The organism is Catelliglobosispora koreensis DSM 44566 (assembly GCF_000379685.1).
Classification (GTDB): domain Bacteria; phylum Actinomycetota; class Actinomycetes; order Mycobacteriales; family Micromonosporaceae; genus Catelliglobosispora; species Catelliglobosispora koreensis.
In genome coordinates, this window is the sequence record NZ_KB903291.1 from 167,873 (window position 1) to 184,526 (window position 16,654).

Here is a 16,654-nt window from a genome sequence, read left to right on the forward strand (position 1 = left end):
GCTCAAGATGTGGCACCAAACGTTGCACCTTCCCCTTCAGGAGGAACTCATGGTGCGCAAAATGGTCGCCTTGGCCGCCGCCATCGGCGGAATCATCATCCTCATCCCCGGCGTCGCCCATGCCAGCACGGACTACGGGCCAGCCGCCTGGGTGCCGGCCCACTCGGCGAACTACACCGTGGCCAATCGCGAGAGCAGCCACAACATCAACTACGTGGTCATCCACACCACACAGGGGTCCTACAACGGGACCATCAGCTGGATCCAGAACCCAGCCTCGCAGGTCAGCGCGCACTACGTCGTGAAGTCGTCCAATGGCGCCGTCACGCAAATGGTGCGGGAGAAGGACATCGCGTGGCACGCGGGCAACTGGACCTACAACACCCAGTCGATCGGCATCGAGCATGAGGGCTGGGTCGAGCAAGACGGCTGGTACACCGAGGCTTTGTATCAATCCTCGGCGGCCATCGTCCGCAGTGTGACCGCGAAGTATGGCATTCCGCGCGACCGTGCTCACATCATCGGGCACAACGAGGTTCCGGGTGCGACGCACACCGACCCCGGACCACGCTGGAACTGGTCTTACTTCATGTCACTGGTCAACGGCACCACACCGCCCACATGGACGTCCACTGTGGACAACACCACCGCGGGCCGGTTCAGTGCTTCGGCGAACTGGCTGACGTCGTCCTACTCGTCGCAGAAGCACGGCGCTGACTACCGTTACGCGGAGCCAGTTTCGGCTAGCGATGGCGCCTGGTACAAGTTCAACATCCCGGCGACGGCGAGCTACCGCGTGGACGTCTGGTATCCAGCTTTGCCCGGCTACAACACGGCGGCTCCCTACATCGTCGTGACGCCAAGCGGTAACCAGGTCGTATACGTCGACCAGAGATCGGGTGGCGGCACTTGGCGCAGCCTCGGCACTTTCACCCTCGCGGGCGGCGACTACAACGCGGTTGCCGTCAGCAGATGGACGAGCGGAACGGGATTGGTCATCGCTGACGCCGTCCGGCTGACGCGCGTCTAACCCGTCGTGCCAGGTGGGTTATGCCCACCTGGCACTATTGCCCGCATGCGGGTGATGACGTGGAACGTGTGGTGGCGCTTTAACGACTGGCAGCAACGGAGCAAGGCCATCCTCGAAGTGCTGCGCGCGGAACAGCCAGACATCGTTGGTTTTCAAGAAGCATGGGCCGACGAGGGTACTCATCTAGCCGCCTGGCTGGCCGCGGAGCTCAGCATGCACGCCGCTTTTTTCGCCCCCTCCGATCAGCAAACGTGGACTAAGCGCGTTGACGATCCCGGTGCCCGCTATGGCGCCGCGTTCCTGAGCCGCTGGCCGATCCGGGCTGAACAAGGCGCTGACCTCGTGCAGGATCCGAGCCGCCCGATATTCAGTGTTCTGATTGACGCTCCTCATGCGACAGTTCCCGTAGTGAATACGCATTTGAGTGCGCTTCCCTATGGCGGAACAGCCCTGCGCTTGGCACAGCTGGAGCAAGTGGCGCAACACGTTGCCGCACTTCCGGTTACGAATCATCCACCGGTGGTGCTTGGTGACTTCAACGCCGAGCCCGAGTCAGATGAAGTGCGCCGCTTCGGTGGCCTCCTGACCGAGCCGTTCTTGCCGGGACAGGTGTTTCTGGACACCTGGCGCTATGCCCCGCACGGCGATCCGGGCTTCACCTGGAGCCGCGAGAACCCTTATGTGGAAAGGGGAATCGAGCCAAGCATGCGTATCGATTACATTCACGTGGTGCCCCGCTGGGATGCACCAGGCCATGTCCGCTCCGTGCGGCTCGCCGCCAACGCGCCCGTCGATGGTGTGTGGCCGAGCGACCACTTTGCGGTGGTGGCCGAACTATCAGAAAGCTAGTCAATGGACTTGATCAAAATTAGTAAGACACTGTCCTATGTGCTGCGTCATCGCCCGGACAGCATCGGGCTCACCCTCACTCCTGACGGATGGGCCGACATCGACGTCCTGTTGAAAGCCCTTGCCGCACATGGCAAACTTGTCAGCAGGTCACAGCTCATGCGGGTCGTTGCGGAAAACGACAAGCAGCGATTCGCCGTTGAGGGCAATCGGATCCGTGCCAGCCAAGGACACTCGGTCGACGTGGAGCTGGGATACTCATCGGCCGCGCCGCCGGCTGTGCTTTACCACGGTACGGCGGTGCGGCACCTGGGTTCAATCTTCGCCGAAGGTCTCGTGCGCGGACGCCGGCATCACGTTCACCTGTCAGCCGACACCGCGACCGCGCGAAAAGTCGGTTCCCGGCATGGGAAACCGGCTGTCCTGACGGTCTCCGCTTTGGACATGGCCTCAGCAGGGCACGAATTTTTCGTTAGTGCCAACGGGGTTTGGCTGACGTCCGCGGTGCCGCCAGAGTTCATTCAGCTCGCAGAGTGATCAGTGTGATCTCACTGGGGGCGAACACTCGCAACGGCGGGCCCCAGAACCCGGTGCCCCGGCTCGTGTAAAGCTGCGTGCGCTCACCGTGCCGGCTCAGCCCCGCGACGGAAGGCTGGTCCAGCTTCACGAACAAGTTGAACGGCCAGATCTGGCCGCCATGCGTGTGCCCTGAGATCTGCAGATCGATTCCGTGCGCCACGGCTTGCGGGATCTGTTTCGGCTGGTGTGCCAGCAGCAAAACGGGAAGCTCCGGATCGGCGCCAGCCAGAGCGGCGGCGTGGTCTTGGCTGTGGCCAGTGCCGGTGTGCGCGGCGGTGTAGTCATCCACGCCAGCGATCACGAGCGTGTCACCGCCACGCTGCACGGTCAGGTGCCGGTTGTGCAGCTGTTCCCAGCCCATTTCCTGCATGTAGTCGAGCCAGCCTTGGGCGTCGCCGAAGTATTCATGGTTGCCCGTCACGTAAGCACGGGTCAGCTTCGCTTTGATGTCACCGAGCGGTGCCGCTTGCTCGCGGCGCTGAACGGCTGTCCCGTCAGCGATATCGCCGGTGTGGCAAACGATGTCCGCGTCCAGTTCGTTGACTGCTTCTGTCACGCGAGCGGACCACTTCGCCCGGTCGATGGGGCCGTAGTGCGTGTCTGTCAGCAGCACGATCTTCGTGCCGTCGAGTCCACGGCCCAGTCGCGGCAACGTAATGTCGACCCGCTTGACCCGTGGGACGCGCATCGCCTCAACGTAACCCCAGACGACCAGTCCACTCGCGACAGTCACCACGGCAAGAGCCACACCACGGGCGGCGTTCTCGACCCCGGCAAAGTTCAGCACGAGTTTGCCGATGCTGGCGATCACTGACCATGTGAAGAACACCCAGATCACGCCAAGTGTCGTGTCACCGATGCGGGCCGCCCAGTCGCGCCGCCTGCCGTGACCGTAGAACATCATCACCGGCATGGCGATCGCCGCACCGCCGAAGATCAGGCCACCGAGCACCTCGACGGGTGCGGGCCAGTCGGGCGCACCGATCAGCGTCCACCACGGAACGCCGAACAGCAGCCCAGCGACCCCGATGAGAAAGACCGGAAAGATCAACAGCCGCAACGACTGGCGCGCCGGTGGCGCCTGCACCGCTTCACTGGCAGACATGAAGGCAAGTATGCGCCGGAAAGCTGAACGTCAGCCAAATCTGACGTTCAGCTTTCAGCGTCACACCACGATGAACTCGACCCGGCGGTTAACAGCCCGGTCCGCTGCCGAGTTCTCCTGAACCTTGGGCCGGCTCTCGCCAAACCCTGCCGACGTCAGCCGCTGCGGATCGATCCCGAGCGCTACTAGCGCATCGAGCACGGTCTTGGCCCGTGCCTCACTGAGGACCTGATTCGCCTGCGGCGTCCCGTTGCTGTCGGTATGCCCTTCGATGCGAACCTTCGCCGTCGGGTTGTCCTTCAAGATCGCCGCTGCTTCGGCGACAGCGGCTTGGCCCTGCGGGGTCAGCGTCGCGCTGTCGTCTTCGAACGTGATCTGCGGCAGCTCGGACAGCCTGCGCTGAGTGACCTCAGGCTTGACCTCCAGCGTGCTCGTGACCCTGCCAGGCGCGACTTGGGCGGCAGCGGTCTCGGCCGCCGTCTTGATCGCGGCCGACTCGACCTTGCCGGTCATCGTGATCGCGCCTTCGCTGAGCTCGATCGTCACGTTGTCAGCGCTCGGTCCGAGTGCCGTGACGATCGCATCGAGCAGGGCCGCTTGACCGTCTCTGGATACCGACGTGCCATTCACGCGGACCGTCGCCTTTGGCAGCGGCTGTTTTGGTGGCTCTTCGGGGGCGGAGGCAGAGACCACGCGCACCCCTTCTAGGCCTTCGACAACCGCTTTCGCCTTTTCAAGATCATTTTTTGTGGGTACTAGGAGAGTTCCGTCACGCCCCATGAAGCTCACCTTGACCCCGCTCAAGCCTGCTTGCTGAAGAGCGGCGTTGGAGCGCTGGGTCAGATTGTCCTCAATGGAGTGACGGTTCGGAATCCCTTGAGCCAGCCCGATCACGGCCAGCCCCACGATGCTGACAGCAAGTGCCGCCCAGCGACTCTTAGTCACTGCCGTCCCTCATCCCGTCCAGCCACCAGGCGCCGGGTCAGGTCCTCGAACCCTTCCTCGTCACCGTCAGCGAGCAACTGCGCCTGCCGCGCCCACGTCACGAGACTCGGCGCGAAGTTCAGCCCACGGGCCTCGATTGCGTCGCGCAAGGTGGCCTCATCAGTAGCCGCCAACTGCGCGAACGACCGAATCCCAGCGCTACGCAACGCCTCGCCCATCTTCGGCCCGATGCCTTCAATACGCTCAAGATCCTCGTCCACGACGTCATCCGGCTCCACAGCCGCCGCAGCTACCGGCACCACCACAACCGCTGTGTCTTCCACTTCCGCAACCGGCTCTGGTTCCGGCTCTGGTTCCGGTTCCGGTTCCGGTTCCGGCGCTGGCTCTGGTTCCGGCTCTGGTTCTGGCTCTGGCTCTGGTTCCGGCTCTGGTTCCGGCTCTGGCTCGGGCTCTGGTTCCGGTTCCGGTTCCGGTTCCGGCTCGGGTTCTGGCTCTGGCTCGGGTTCGGGTTCCGGTTCCGGTTCCGGCTCGGGTTCGGGTTCCGGTTCCGGTTCCGGCTCGGGTTCCGGTTCCGGCTCGGGTTCCGGTTCCGGCTCGGGCTCTGGTTCCGGCTCGGGTGTCGGTTCGGGTTCCGCGACCGGTTCGGGATCGAGTTCCGGCTCAGGGGCAGGTTCTGGATCCGGGGCGGGGGCGGGGATGGGTGCTGCGAGGACCGCCACCGGGGCTGCGGCCGATGCGGGGGCCGCTGCCGTGGCGACCGTCACCTGGCGGCGCCACACGCCCCAGATGAGCCAGCCGACCAGGATGCCCAAGATGAAGGCCGCCGCAATTATTAGAATTGACTGGCCAATGAACCAAGCCACCGATTTAACCTTCCGCTGCGATGCCGGCGAATGTGCTGTCCGTCGTGCGGCGCCGAAGCTGCTTTCGCAGCCGTCACCGGGCCGGAAGCTTTCCACATCTGTTCCCGCTTGGCGATAAGCCAAATGGACAACCAGCACGTTGGGAGATCATCCACATTGTCCGGTAACGCCTCACCTCCTCGCCCGGCCGCCGCTGACCTGCGCGCGGACTGCTCGCAGTGTTTCGCGCTGTGTTGTGCGGCACCCGCGTTCGCCAAATCGGCTGACTTCGCCATCAATAAACCGGCCGGGCAGCCGTGCCCGAATCTCAAGGATGACTTCCGGTGCGGGATCCACGATCGGTTGCGGGAGTCTGGCTTTCCGGGGTGTGTCGTCTTCGACTGTTCGGGTGCCGGGCAGAAGGTGGCTCAGGTGACTTTCGGGGGCCGTGATTGGCGAAGCCATCCGGAGACGGCCCGCGAGATGTTCGAGGTGTTCTCGGTTATGCGCCAACTGCACGAACTCACGGCGTACCTTCTGGAGTGTTTGGACTTGAACCCAAACGATGGCGAGACTTCGGCGGCGCTCGATGCGATCGTGGCGGTGACCTATGGCAAGCCGGCCGAGGTGCTCACTGCGGACGTCGCCAAGTATCGGCAACGGGTCAACGAATTGACTACGCGCGCAAGCAAAAAGGTCCGCCGCGGTGGTGGTGTGGACATGCGGGGCAAGGATCTCATGGGCGCGAGCCTTAAAGGTGCTGACTTGCGTGGGGCTAGTTTGCGCGGTGCGTACTTGATTGGTGCCGACTTGCGGAACGCCGATCTGAGGCTGGCTGACGTGATTGGTGCGGATTTCCGCAACGCCAATCTTCGCGGAGCTAACCTGACTACTTCGATTTTCCTTACACAGCAACAACTTGACGCTGCCTCTGGAGACGGGCGGACCAAGATCCCGGAGCGATTGCACCTTCCTCCGCATTGGAATGTCGGTGGCGGGGGCTAGGCGCTGGGCTTTTCGCCTGCACCACAAGGATTTCTGGCCTAATCTTCGCTTCGGGTTTCCGCATCCGGATCATGATTGGATGCTTGGGGTTTTTGTCGGTGGCGGGGTCTAGTCTTGTTGCTGTGGGCGGGGTTGATGAGGCGGCTGTTGAGGAGCTGATCGCTGCCGTTCGTTGCGCCGCAATGGCCGATGCCCGAGTTCTTAAAGCGGTCGCTGCTGTCGAGGATGCTTTGCCCGCTCGTGAGTTCGCCCCGATGGAGATCGCCGCCGCAGTCGCTTGGTCGCGCCAAGCCGCCGCTTCACGACTTGCCTTCGCACACGAATTTCTCAGGCTGCGCAACGTTTTCAGCGCATTGGCAACCGGCGAGATCGACCTGCCGAAGGCTCGCGTGTTCTGCGAAGAGACCTCAGTGCTGCCCTCAGCGAAAGCAGAGCGGGTCTGCGCCATTCTTCTCCCCCAAGCCCCATTGTTGACGACCGGACAGTTGCGCGCCAAACTTATGCGCCTCGTCCTCGGCGAAGATCCCGATGCGGCAACATCGCGGCACAACGAGAAGGTTGCCTCACGACGGCTGGTTTTCGAGCCCGATCGTGACGGCTGCGCAAATCTGCTCGGCCTCGACCTGCCCACCGACAAAGCCCGCGCGGCCGCCGACGCGGTGCACGCGCACGCCCGGCTTGCCAGCGCCTTCGGCAGCAAACGCACCATGGGCCAACTCCGCGCCGATGCCTTCCTCAACCTGTTGACAGGCAAGCCTTCCAGCGGCCGAGGCGGCAGCGTCGAACTGACCGCCTCGCTGCAAACCCTCGCCAAGCTCGCCGAAACTCCTGGCGAGCTAGCCGGTTACGGCCCAGTGATCGCAGACATAGCCCGCAAAGTCGCCGCGCAGCAAGAAAAAGCGTGCTGGACCTATACCGTGCATGACACAGAGTCGGGCGAGGTGTTCCACGGCACCACCCGCTCCCGGCCCTCCACTTCGGACTGCCAGCACAAGCGCCGCTCGATCCTAGGGGACCGTCTCAACGCGCCGTCCGCACACGCACACGTGGCAAGCCCCGGGGAAGAAAAGCGCCCTTCAACCGGGACAGGCAGAGCCGAGCCTGGGCTGGACCGACGGCGGGCAACAGCGCAGGTCGCCCGGATCGTGCGGGCCAGAGACCGGCGATGCCGCGCTCCGGGATGCCGAGTGCCGGCATCACGATGCGACTTGGACCATCGCCAAGATTGGGCGAAGGGCGGCCGCACCGAGGCAGGCAATCTTGTTGCGCTATGCCGCTTCCATCATCGCGCCAAACGCGAAGGAGGCTGGCGCTATTTGAGCACAAAACGCGGCACGTATGTTTGGCGCAGCCCGCTGGGCAGCATCTACACGGTCGGCCCGGAGCCGCCGTGATCAAGCGCAGAGCTCCAGCGCGGCCCATCGACGAGAGCAGCGATGTATTCCGTCGCTTCTTCCGGCTTCAGTGCCTTGGCGCGGATCCGGTCGAAGATCTCCGCGTAGTGCGTTAGCTCCTGGCGCTTGTCGAGGAACAGGCCACCGCCGGCGTTCTCGATATACACGATGCTTGATCCGTCGGTCTCGAGGAAGTCCAGGATCGCGAACGTTCCTTCCATTCCCGCATGGGCGCCAGCCTCGAACGGGAGCAGATGCAGCGTCACGTTGGGTAATGCTGACGCGGCCACGAGGTGGCGCATTTGCTTGCGCATGACTTCGTCGCCGCCGACCGGCCGGCTGAGGACCGCTTCGTCGAGCACGACCTCCAGCGAGAGCGGATCTTCGGCACGGATGAGCACTTCCTGGCGTCCAATCCGGATGCGCAGGCGCGCCGCGATCTTCTCGGGATCGGCGCCAGGATCCGCCGCGCGAAAGAGGGCCAGGGCGTATTCCGGCGTTTGCAGGAGCCCCGGAACGTTCTGATGTTCATATGTGCGAATGCGGGTCGCGGTTTGCTCGTTGCCCACATAGGAGCTGACCAGCACATTGTTGTAAGGGTGCCACCAGCTGCGTTCCCGGTCACGGCGCCGGGCATCGCGGGCCATCTCGGCCACCGCCTCGGCCTCCGGGCCTGTCACGCCATAGATCCCTAGGAGATCACGGACGTCACGCCAGCTCAGCGAGCTTTGCCCGGTCTCGATTCGCGAGATCTTGGAACGCGAGCATTCCATGAGCTCTGCGACTTGCTCCAGCGTTAGGCCTTGCTGCTCTCGCATTTCGCGAAGCGTCAGCCCAATTCTTCGGCTCCGCAAAAGGGAGCCACGTCGACCAGCCACGATGCGCACCTCCTCGGCGCGTAGTGGCGTGCGCCGAGCATCCACCGCAAGGAGTTTCGCCCTGCCGCCCGAGTCTACCGGCCGAGCCGCGTCATAGAAGCTAGGTAGACCACTCCCATTGGTATGACCAGGCCCACTATTCACCACATTGGACATCCGACGCGCAGCGGTTTCACGTGCTGTGGCATCCCGATGCCCGCCTCGCAGGCCGAAGTGCGAGAACGTGGACCGGCCGAAATCTGTGCGGAGTGTGCGAAGTCGTTCAGGCAAACACGCGACGACGGATCTAAGGGCCGGTGACACTGGCGATGGCGACCGTGCCAAGGATCCAGGCGTCAGTGGTGTTTGTTGCCGTGACGTCGCCGGGCGCGGCAGGGATCTTGCCCGTGAAGCAGCGAGTGTCAACGCCGAAGGTGTTCCAGCCAGCCGCGGTGCCATCAGCGCGGCTGGCCGCGATGTTCGTGGCATCGCCGCCGCCGGCCGGCTGGCCGCCAACCTTCAGCTGATCGCCGGACAAACCGCGGTCGCCTTCCCAGCCAACAAAGGCGAACCTGGCTTCAGCGCCAGGGCGTCCGTAGATCGCCGTAGAGATCGACTGAGTCCCGCGCATAGGCACGAAACCGTCAAGGACGGTTACTGTCCGTAGTGGACCTCCGTCCTCGACGACGATCACGAGGGCCCATCCGCCATAGGAGCCAGGGCCAGAGGCGAAGGCACCGTGATCCACGGCGACCCACCACGATCCGCCCGAACTTCCTCGCACGAGCGCGGTCACGTCGGCTGACGCCTGGTAGGCAGGCTGCGTGAAATCCGCCCCCGAAACACGGTCGATCCTTTGAGCATCAACCGATTGATAAGCATTTTTCCCTGGTACCAGAAGATGCGCTCTTGAAAGTGAAGGCGCGGGACCACTCCCCGACCAATACAGGCCGGCCCATGCGACTTTCCCGCGAACCGCGATCGTGGCACCGCTGACCCATGAATGAGCGGGCGTGCCCTGAGGCGCGGCTGGATCGGCATATCCCGTCATGTGATAGTCGCCGTTGTTGATCCCGCCGAGCAGCGAGCCGCCGTATCGCGCGCTTAAGCAGCCGAGCATCAGCAAAGGGCACGTCATCAGGGTGTTACCACCGGTCACGACTGTCGCGGGCAGTTGGGCGGCGAAGGTCGCGGATAGTCCCGCGGGCTGCATCTTGCCAAGCGCTGTCGCACTCGTCGCGGTGGCATGCGGGGCCGTGAGCCGAACCCGCAGCACACCGTCGGAGGCCGTGCCCGAGACGTTGACGGGAACAAACGAGCGGCTCGTCTGTCCCGCCGGCAACGACGCTCTGGCGCATTTGAACTCGGTCGGCACACTCGTGTTGGCACAGGTCCATCCGTCGCCAGGCGCGCCGGTTCGCAAGCTGACGCCGGCCGGGACGGTAATCATTGCGGTTAAGGGACCGGTGTCCACAGCGCGCCGTTGGGACAAGCCGCGCGGTCCAAACGCGACAGTCTTGCCCCGGTTGATAACGCTGAGGGCTAGCGCGCCAGGGCGTCCCCGGACGAGCCCGCTAACGGGCACCAGCGTCACCTCAAGGCTGGTCGACTCTGGTGTGGCCGGCGGTGGTGGGGTGACACCAGGCGGCGCGACTGACGCGCTGGGCTGAGCAGGCGGTGTCACAACGGGGGCCGTGGGCCGGGGCGGATCAACCCCGGGTGCGGCAGGCGTAACCGGCGAGGACTGCGAGGACAGCACCAAGGCCAGCGCCACAAGTCCCGCGAGCACAGCCGTGGCGGCCACTGCCTGTGACGACCGGCGCTTGGCGATCCGGCGAATGGGTGTCCACCACGTGACCATCGGCAGCGCCACAGTCTGTGTCCCCGCGGCGAAGTAGCCGCTGACGGAACCAGCCAGCAAAGCCGGGCCCAGCAGGCCGCGCAGTCCGGCGTTGACATCATTCAACTCAACGAAGAGCAGGTGACAGCGGGCGCAATCGTCGAGGTGTGCCTCGGTTGAGGCTCGATCGCGGCTGGAAAGTCCACTTCGGACATACGCGCCGAGACGGCTGACGACCAGGCGGCACTCTTCGTCAGGGTCCTCAAGGAGGTGTTCTTGCAGGTACTGCTGACGTAAGCCTTCCCGTGCGCGGTAGGCCAGCGCGGCAACGCCGTTGGGACTGATTCCCAGTATCGGGGCGACCGTCGCGGGCCGTTCTTGCTCGACTTCGGTGTGCCACAGCACGGTCTGCCAGCGCTCGGGCAGTTTGGCGAAGGCCCGGGAGATCAGCGTTAGTTCCAGCTTTTCCACTGCCGTGTCGACAAACGGCACGCCAGGCTCGTGATTGGACAGATTATCGGTGACCTGAAGTTTCCTGGCCCTCTTCACGCTCTCGTAGAACAGATGCCGCACCGTGGTCAGCAAATAGGGCCGGAACGCGACGTCAGGCCCGCCACCAGAACGCAGGATGCTAAGCATCCGGGCGAACGATTCGGCCACGAGATCGTCAACGTCGGCGGCATCACGGGAGAGTCCACGCGCCATCCGGCGGGCGGCGTCGACGTGCCGCCGGTAGAGCACGTCAAACGCGGCGGCATCGCCACCGCGAACCGCCGCGATTAGCTCGGCATCGCCATTAACACCTGCGGCGCCGTCATTTTCATCTGTCATCGCACAGCCAGAACATCGAGGGTTGTCACGGGACTTAACGTGGAAATCGCTCAGATGTTACTGTCGCACATTCGACAATTTGAATATTGAACCTGGCCAATAGTCTGTCCTCTGCTGACTACAAGCCAGGAGGATGTCATGCGCTGGAACACCCGGATCGCCGCCGGAGTGGCCGCACTTTTGCTCCTAGGAACAATTCACGGCTGGCCGGTGCGGTCTGTGCACGCGGCGATCGTGCCCAGTGGATTCCAGGAGCAGATCGTCTTCGCTGGGTTGAGTCAGCCAACGAACATCGAGTTCGCCGCGGACGGCCGCGTATTCGTCGCCGAAAAGGGCGGCGTCATCAAGGTTTTCGACAACATCGCCGATCCCACCGCGACAGTGTTCGCCAATCTTTCGGCCAACACACACAATGTCTGGGATCGCGGCATGCTCGGCCTGGCGCTAGCGCCGAACTTTCCGGCCGACCCGTGGGTGTATGTGCTCTACGCCTACGACGCCCCGCCAGGACAGACCGCACCCTATTGGAATGACAACTGTGACACCGTGGCCGGCGGAGCCAACGGTGGCAAATGTGTGGTCACCGCACGGCTATCTCGCTTGCAGGCCAACGGCAATGTGATGACAGGCAGCGAGCAGGTGCTCATTCAGGACTGGTGCCAGCAGTACCCTTCGCACTCGATTGGCGACTTGCGGTTCGGCCCCGATGGCAAGCTTTATGTGACCAGTGGAGATGGCGCGAGCTTCAGCGCCACCGACTATGGCCAGCTCGGCAGCCCGCCCAACCCGTGCGCCGATCCGGCGAATGAGGGCGGGGCATTGCGGTCGCAGGATGTCCGGTCCGCCGCGGACGCGACACAGCTCAGTGGGACGGTCCTGCGCCTCGAACCGTCAACGGGAGCAGCGGCGGCAGGCAACGCCAACATTGGCTCAGCGGATCTAAACACCCGGCGCATCGTGGCGATGGGGTTGCGCAATCCGTTCCGGTTCACCATTCGCCCGGGAACTAACGAGGTCTGGATTGGCGATGTGGGCTGGACGACATGGGAAGACGTCGAGCGCTTGGTGAACCCGACGGCGGCACCGCCCAACTTTGGCTGGCCCTGTTACGAAGGCGCTGCCCGTAACTCCAGCTATGACAACGCCAATCTTCCGCTATGTGAGTCGCTTTACAGCGGTGCCGGGCAGACCGCGCCGTATTACACCTACAACCACAGCGCCGCTGTCGTGCCAGGCGAAACTTGTGGCACCGGTGGCGATTCGGTGTCGGGTATGGCTTTCTACCCGGCCAGTGGCGGTTCTTATCCAGCCGAGTACCAAGGGGCACTGTTCTTCGCGGATAACTCCCGTGGCTGCATCTGGGCGATGAAACCGTCAGCTCCAGGGGGTTTGCCGGCCACGGGCAACATCTCCGCCTTCGTGCAGCAGGCCGCCAGCGTGGTTGACCTGGCGATAGGCCCGGGAAGCGAACTGTACTATGTGGACCTCGGCGGGACCGTGCGGCGTCTTCGTTACTTCCCCGCTAACCAGCCCCCAGTAGCGAACATCGCGGCCGCTCCGGTCACCGGTCCTGCCCCGCTCACGGTCACCTTCGATGGTGCCGGTTCAATGGATGCCGATCCTGCTGATCAGGGACGCCTTACCTACCAATGGGATTTCACGAACGATGGATCGTGGGACGCCACCACACCGGCCACCAGTTTCACGTACTCGTCGGGCGGCACGTTCACGGCACGGCTTCGGGTCACCGACACGCTCGGCGCTTTCGATGACGAGACGGTGACGATTCAGCCGGGAAGCTCCGCTCCCGCCGCCTTCATAGATACACCAACCGCTGGCACGACTTGGAAGGTTGGCGATTCGCTTTCGTTCAGTGGCCACGCGACCGATCCTCAGCAGGGCACGCTTCCGGCGTCGGCCTTGTCCTGGGAGCTGCGGTTGCAGCACTGCTCCACGCCGACCAGCTGTCACACGCACGTTCTGCAAAGCTGGACAGGGACAGTGTCGGGATCGTTCATCGCACCGGATCACGAGTATCCGTCCTATGTGGAGCTAGCCCTGACAGCCACTGATGCCACCAACCTGACGAGCACGGTGGTCCGGCGCCTCGATCCGCAGACGGTTCAGCTGACGTTCACGGGCAACCCCAACGGGGTGAGCCTGAGCGTCGGATCCTTTACCGGCCCGGCACCCTTTACCCGCCAGGTGATTCAGGGCTCCACCATTACGGTCAGCGCACCGAGCAGCTACACCGCGGGTCTGCAGAAGTACAAGTTCGACCGCTGGTCTGACGGTGGCGCGCAAACCCATGTGATCACGGCACCAACCGCGAACACGACTTACACGGCGATCTACAAGCCGTGCTTGCTCATCCTTTGCTAGAGCCGCAACGCTTCGAGCAGTTTCGTCAGCGTGGCCTTCGTCGCACGGAGGTCCTGGGCGCGGGAGGTAGTCGCTAGCCAGAGCACGGCTTCGTTCATCGCACCGGAGAGCAGATGCGTCAACGGAGCGATCGGTTGCCGTGCCATGGTCCCCGCGTCCATGAGTGCTTCGAGGATGTCGGCGAGTTGGCGCTCGGACGCGGCCTCGTCCAGCGCGCGCCACTCGTTCCAGCCGAGCACCGCTGGGCCGTCGATCAGCATGATCTGCTGAATCTCGGGATCGGTGCTGACGTCAAGGAAGGCGTGACAGCCCGCGACGAGCTGATCCCACAGGTCGTCGTGCGCCTCGGCGGCCTCAGCGACACGTTGCCCGACTTCCTGTTGCACCTCGGCCAAGACCGCGCGGAAGACATCGGCTTTACTCGGGAAGTGGTGGTACAGGGCGCCTTTGGTGACCCCCGCCGCGTTAACTAGCTCCGCCAAACCCACTTGGGGGTACCCGGAAGCCGCGAACAAACGACGCGCTTCCCGCAGCAGTGCCTGCCGCGTCTGGTCTCGTTGCTCCGCTCTTGTGGCCACGATCTCACTCTCTCAGCCGTTGACATACCAATGGTACGCGACTAGCGTCAGTTCACATACCGATGGTATGTGAAGGAGTAAGACAATGAACCTGACCAGCTTCTATCCCGTCATCGCCACCACGAAGGTCGCCGAGTCGCGTGACTTCTACACCGGCTTACTCGGCTTCGAAGTGACGTTTGAAGCGGATTGGTATGTCAGCCTGCGGCGTGGCAGCTATGAGCTGGCACTACTCGATCACACGCACCCGACGATCCCCGAGGGATTCCGGCGGCCCGTCCAGGGGCTCGTGCTGAACTTCGAGGTTGAAGATGTCGACGCGCAGTGGCAGCGGCTCGTGGTCGAGCACGGTCTCAAGCCCGAGCTGGAGCTGCGCGACGAGGACTTCGGCCAGCGCCACTTCATCGTGGCCGACCCGAGTGGCGTGCTGATCGATGTCATCACGCCCATCGAGCCGACTAGTGAATTCGCCGCACAATATGCAGCAGGTACTCCTTCCGATTGAGCGGGTCGGGGCCGATCCGGGCACGGGACGAGGGTGCGCCTTTGACGGGCTGATAGTGGTCGAACGCGGTTTCGAGCACGCCCTCGCCCCGGGTCAGCCCCGGCAATTGCTGTTGCAGCTCATGCACATTGGCGGCCGGCACATGACCATCCACAAACGACACAGCCCCACGCGGAATGGGAGCCTGGACGGACGCCCGCGATCGGGCCAGCACCGGCAGCACTTGCGGGTACAGCTCGGCAGGCAGCTCTAGCGACAGGCTGTGCACCGGCTCGAAGACACGGGTTCCCGCTTGCCGCAACGCAGTCATGAGCACCAGCGGAGTGAGATTGCGGAAGTCGCCAGCCGTGCTGGACATGCTCTTGTCAAACGTTCCGTGTGAGTGACTTTGGCGCGCCCAGTAGCCGGCGTGCGTCATCGTGACCGTGCAGTCGGTCACGCTCCAGCCATGGAGGCCTTGCTCAAGGGTCTGAAACACCGACTCCTCAACGGCTTTGAAGAACGCTGGAGGCATCGACCCTGGTTCGACTCCGAGCTGGAAGTTGTTGCCCGTGCCGGGTTCACTGGGCGTGACGCGCAGCCCCACCGTGGCAAGGAACGGGTTGGGGGCAACCGCTATGAACTCGGCTGCTTCCCCAGTACCCACTAGTTTTTCAATGCATATCGTGGTTGTTTCCCGAAAGGTCACGTCGACGCCGAAGTCACGGGCGAGCGTGGTTTGAATGACTTCCTTCTGCACCTCGCCGTAAAGGGACAGGGAAAGTTCTTGCCGCTGCTCGTCTTGGCGCAGATTGATGAGCGGATCCTGTTCAGCCAGCTGGGTCAGCGCGACGTGAAGCGCACCCTTGGCCGATGCGGGCACAGGCACCACAACGGTTTCCAGCGACGGTGGGGTGAAGAACCGGGCAACGGACGTCTCGGGTGAGACGCCGATGAAATCGCCGATCCTGACTTCGCTTAGCCCATACAGCTTAGCGATCTGCCCAGCCTCAGCAGCCGACCGCGACACAGCACCGCCCCGGTCGAAGACCTCCATGGCCGTCACCTTTTCCGCGTGACCGTTGCCGAAGGCGACCCGGTCCCGGACACGGATCGTCCCGGCGAACAGCCGCACATAGGCGATCTTCTCGCCTGAGTCACCCCGCTCCACTTTGAACACCACGCCCGAGAGCGGAGCGTTCGCGTCACCGGGGAGAGAAGGCAGGAACTCTTTGATCCCAGCCGTCAGGGCGCCGACTCCGGCGCCGGTGATGGCTGAGCCAAGGTAGACGGGATGCACAACGGCCTGCTTCGTCTGCGCCGCAAGCGCTTGACGCAGCCGCTGCGGCGAGACGTCCTCGCGAACGGCAGCCGCCAACAGCTCATCGTCTCGCAACGTCAGCACGTCGAGCAGATCAGCACGCGTCGCCGTGGCCATCGGCACCGTCGCCAGCGACAGGCGTTCCAGCAACGACGCGTCGCGCGCACCGACACGGTCGATCTTGTTGATGAAAATGAGGGTGGGCAGGCGCAAGCGCTGCAGCGCACGCATGAGGACGCGGGTCTGCGCCTGCACACCCTCCACAGCGGACACCACGAGCACGGCACCGTCGAGCACTTGGAGCACGCGCTCCACCTCAGCGATGAAATCGGGGTGGCCAGGCGTATCGATGAGGTTGACAGTCAAGTCATCGATCGCGAAGGAGGCCACCGCCGATTTGATCGTGATGCCGCGTTCACGTTCCAGAGCGAGGGAATCGGTCAGCGTGCTGCCGTCATCGACACTTCCGAGCTCGCCAATGACCCCGCCAGCGAAGAGCAGGCGTTCGGTCAGGCTCGTCTTACCGGCGTCGACGTGCGCCAGAATACCTAGGTTCAGCGTTGTCACTAAGCGTCATGTCCTTTGACTGGGCGGTCATTGCGGTAAGGGACA

At 63.6% G+C, this 16,654-nt stretch carries 14 protein-coding genes; 7 read left to right on the forward strand and 7 right to left on the reverse strand.

Annotated elements, in window-relative coordinates; all coding sequences use genetic code 11:
• Positions 1-49 precede the first annotated feature (49 nt).
• The 3 genes from A3E1_RS0132985 to A3E1_RS0132995 are packed head-to-tail and all read left to right on the forward strand — an operon-like array spanning position 50 to position 2,416.
• Positions 50-1,030: a golvesin C-terminal-like domain-containing protein gene (locus A3E1_RS0132985; protein ID WP_157631888.1), complete on the forward strand. Its 981-nt coding sequence runs from the start codon at positions 50-52 to the stop codon at positions 1,028-1,030.
• Between the two features lie 45 nt (positions 1,031-1,075).
• Entirely contained in the window at positions 1,076-1,879 is an 804-nt protein-coding gene (locus A3E1_RS0132990; protein WP_020525100.1) for an endonuclease/exonuclease/phosphatase family protein, read from the forward strand.
• Positions 1,880-1,882: 3 nt separating this feature from the next.
• Positions 1,883-2,416: an RNA 2'-phosphotransferase gene (locus A3E1_RS0132995; RefSeq protein ID WP_020525101.1), complete on the forward strand. Its 534-nt coding sequence runs from the start codon at positions 1,883-1,885 to the stop codon at positions 2,414-2,416.
• On the opposite strand, the gene A3E1_RS0133000 is transcribed toward A3E1_RS0132995, so the two are convergent.
• From A3E1_RS0133000 to A3E1_RS46500, 3 genes are read right to left on the reverse strand one after another with little or no spacing between them, the layout of a single operon-like run.
• Positions 2,397-3,563, reverse strand: coding sequence for a metallophosphoesterase (locus A3E1_RS0133000; protein WP_020525102.1), 1,167 nt, complete (start codon positions 3,561-3,563; stop codon positions 2,397-2,399). The genes A3E1_RS0132995 and A3E1_RS0133000 overlap by 20 nt on opposite strands.
• 60 nt (positions 3,564-3,623) lie before the next feature.
• Complete coding sequence (locus A3E1_RS45345; protein ID WP_020525103.1) at positions 3,624-4,508, reverse strand: OmpA family protein; 885 nt, start codon at positions 4,506-4,508, stop codon at positions 3,624-3,626.
• Positions 4,505-5,371 carry a helix-hairpin-helix domain-containing protein gene (locus A3E1_RS46500; RefSeq protein WP_083929741.1) on the reverse strand — a complete coding sequence of 289 codons (867 nt, stop codon included), beginning with the start codon at positions 5,369-5,371 and terminating at the stop codon, positions 4,505-4,507. The genes A3E1_RS45345 and A3E1_RS46500 overlap by 4 nt, the downstream gene beginning before the upstream one ends.
• 411 nt (positions 5,372-5,782) lie before the next feature.
• Here A3E1_RS46500 and A3E1_RS0133015 point away from each other — a divergent pair, with 411 nt between their 5' ends.
• Complete coding sequence (locus A3E1_RS0133015; RefSeq protein ID WP_245571519.1) at positions 5,783-6,355, forward strand: pentapeptide repeat-containing protein; 573 nt, start codon at positions 5,783-5,785, stop codon at positions 6,353-6,355.
• A gap of 182 nt (positions 6,356-6,537) precedes the next feature.
• Positions 6,538-7,749 (forward strand): HNH endonuclease signature motif containing protein, encoded by a 1,212-nt coding sequence (locus A3E1_RS0133020; protein WP_020525105.1) that lies wholly within the window; start codon positions 6,538-6,540, stop codon positions 7,747-7,749.
• Here the strand turns inward: A3E1_RS0133020 and A3E1_RS43350 are convergent.
• Positions 7,722-8,627, reverse strand: coding sequence for a helix-turn-helix domain-containing protein (locus tag A3E1_RS43350; RefSeq protein WP_051105230.1), 906 nt, complete (start codon positions 8,625-8,627; stop codon positions 7,722-7,724). The genes A3E1_RS0133020 and A3E1_RS43350 overlap by 28 nt on opposite strands.
• 286 nt (positions 8,628-8,913) lie before the next feature.
• Entirely contained in the window at positions 8,914-11,277 is a 2,364-nt protein-coding gene (locus tag A3E1_RS45350) for a sigma-70 family RNA polymerase sigma factor (RefSeq protein WP_020525107.1), read from the reverse strand.
• Between the two features lie 138 nt (positions 11,278-11,415).
• Between A3E1_RS45350 and A3E1_RS0133035 the strand changes: the two genes are divergently transcribed.
• The gene (locus A3E1_RS0133035; RefSeq protein WP_020525108.1) at positions 11,416-13,659 is read left to right on the forward strand and encodes a PQQ-dependent sugar dehydrogenase; all 2,244 of its coding nucleotides are present in this window, start codon (positions 11,416-11,418) and stop codon (positions 13,657-13,659) included.
• Here the strand turns inward: A3E1_RS0133035 and A3E1_RS0133040 are convergent.
• Positions 13,656-14,237, reverse strand: a complete 582-nt coding sequence (locus A3E1_RS0133040) for a TetR/AcrR family transcriptional regulator (RefSeq protein WP_020525109.1) — start codon at positions 14,235-14,237, stop codon at positions 13,656-13,658. The genes A3E1_RS0133035 and A3E1_RS0133040 overlap by 4 nt on opposite strands.
• 85 nt (positions 14,238-14,322) lie before the next feature.
• Here A3E1_RS0133040 and A3E1_RS0133045 point away from each other — a divergent pair, with 85 nt between their 5' ends.
• Complete coding sequence (locus A3E1_RS0133045) at positions 14,323-14,742, forward strand: VOC family protein (protein ID WP_020525110.1); 420 nt, start codon at positions 14,323-14,325, stop codon at positions 14,740-14,742.
• Here A3E1_RS0133045 and A3E1_RS0133050 read toward each other — a convergent pair.
• Entirely contained in the window at positions 14,696-16,609 is a 1,914-nt protein-coding gene (locus A3E1_RS0133050; RefSeq protein WP_020525111.1) for an elongation factor G, read from the reverse strand. The genes A3E1_RS0133045 and A3E1_RS0133050 overlap by 47 nt on opposite strands.
• Between the last annotated feature and the right edge of the window lie 45 nt (positions 16,610-16,654).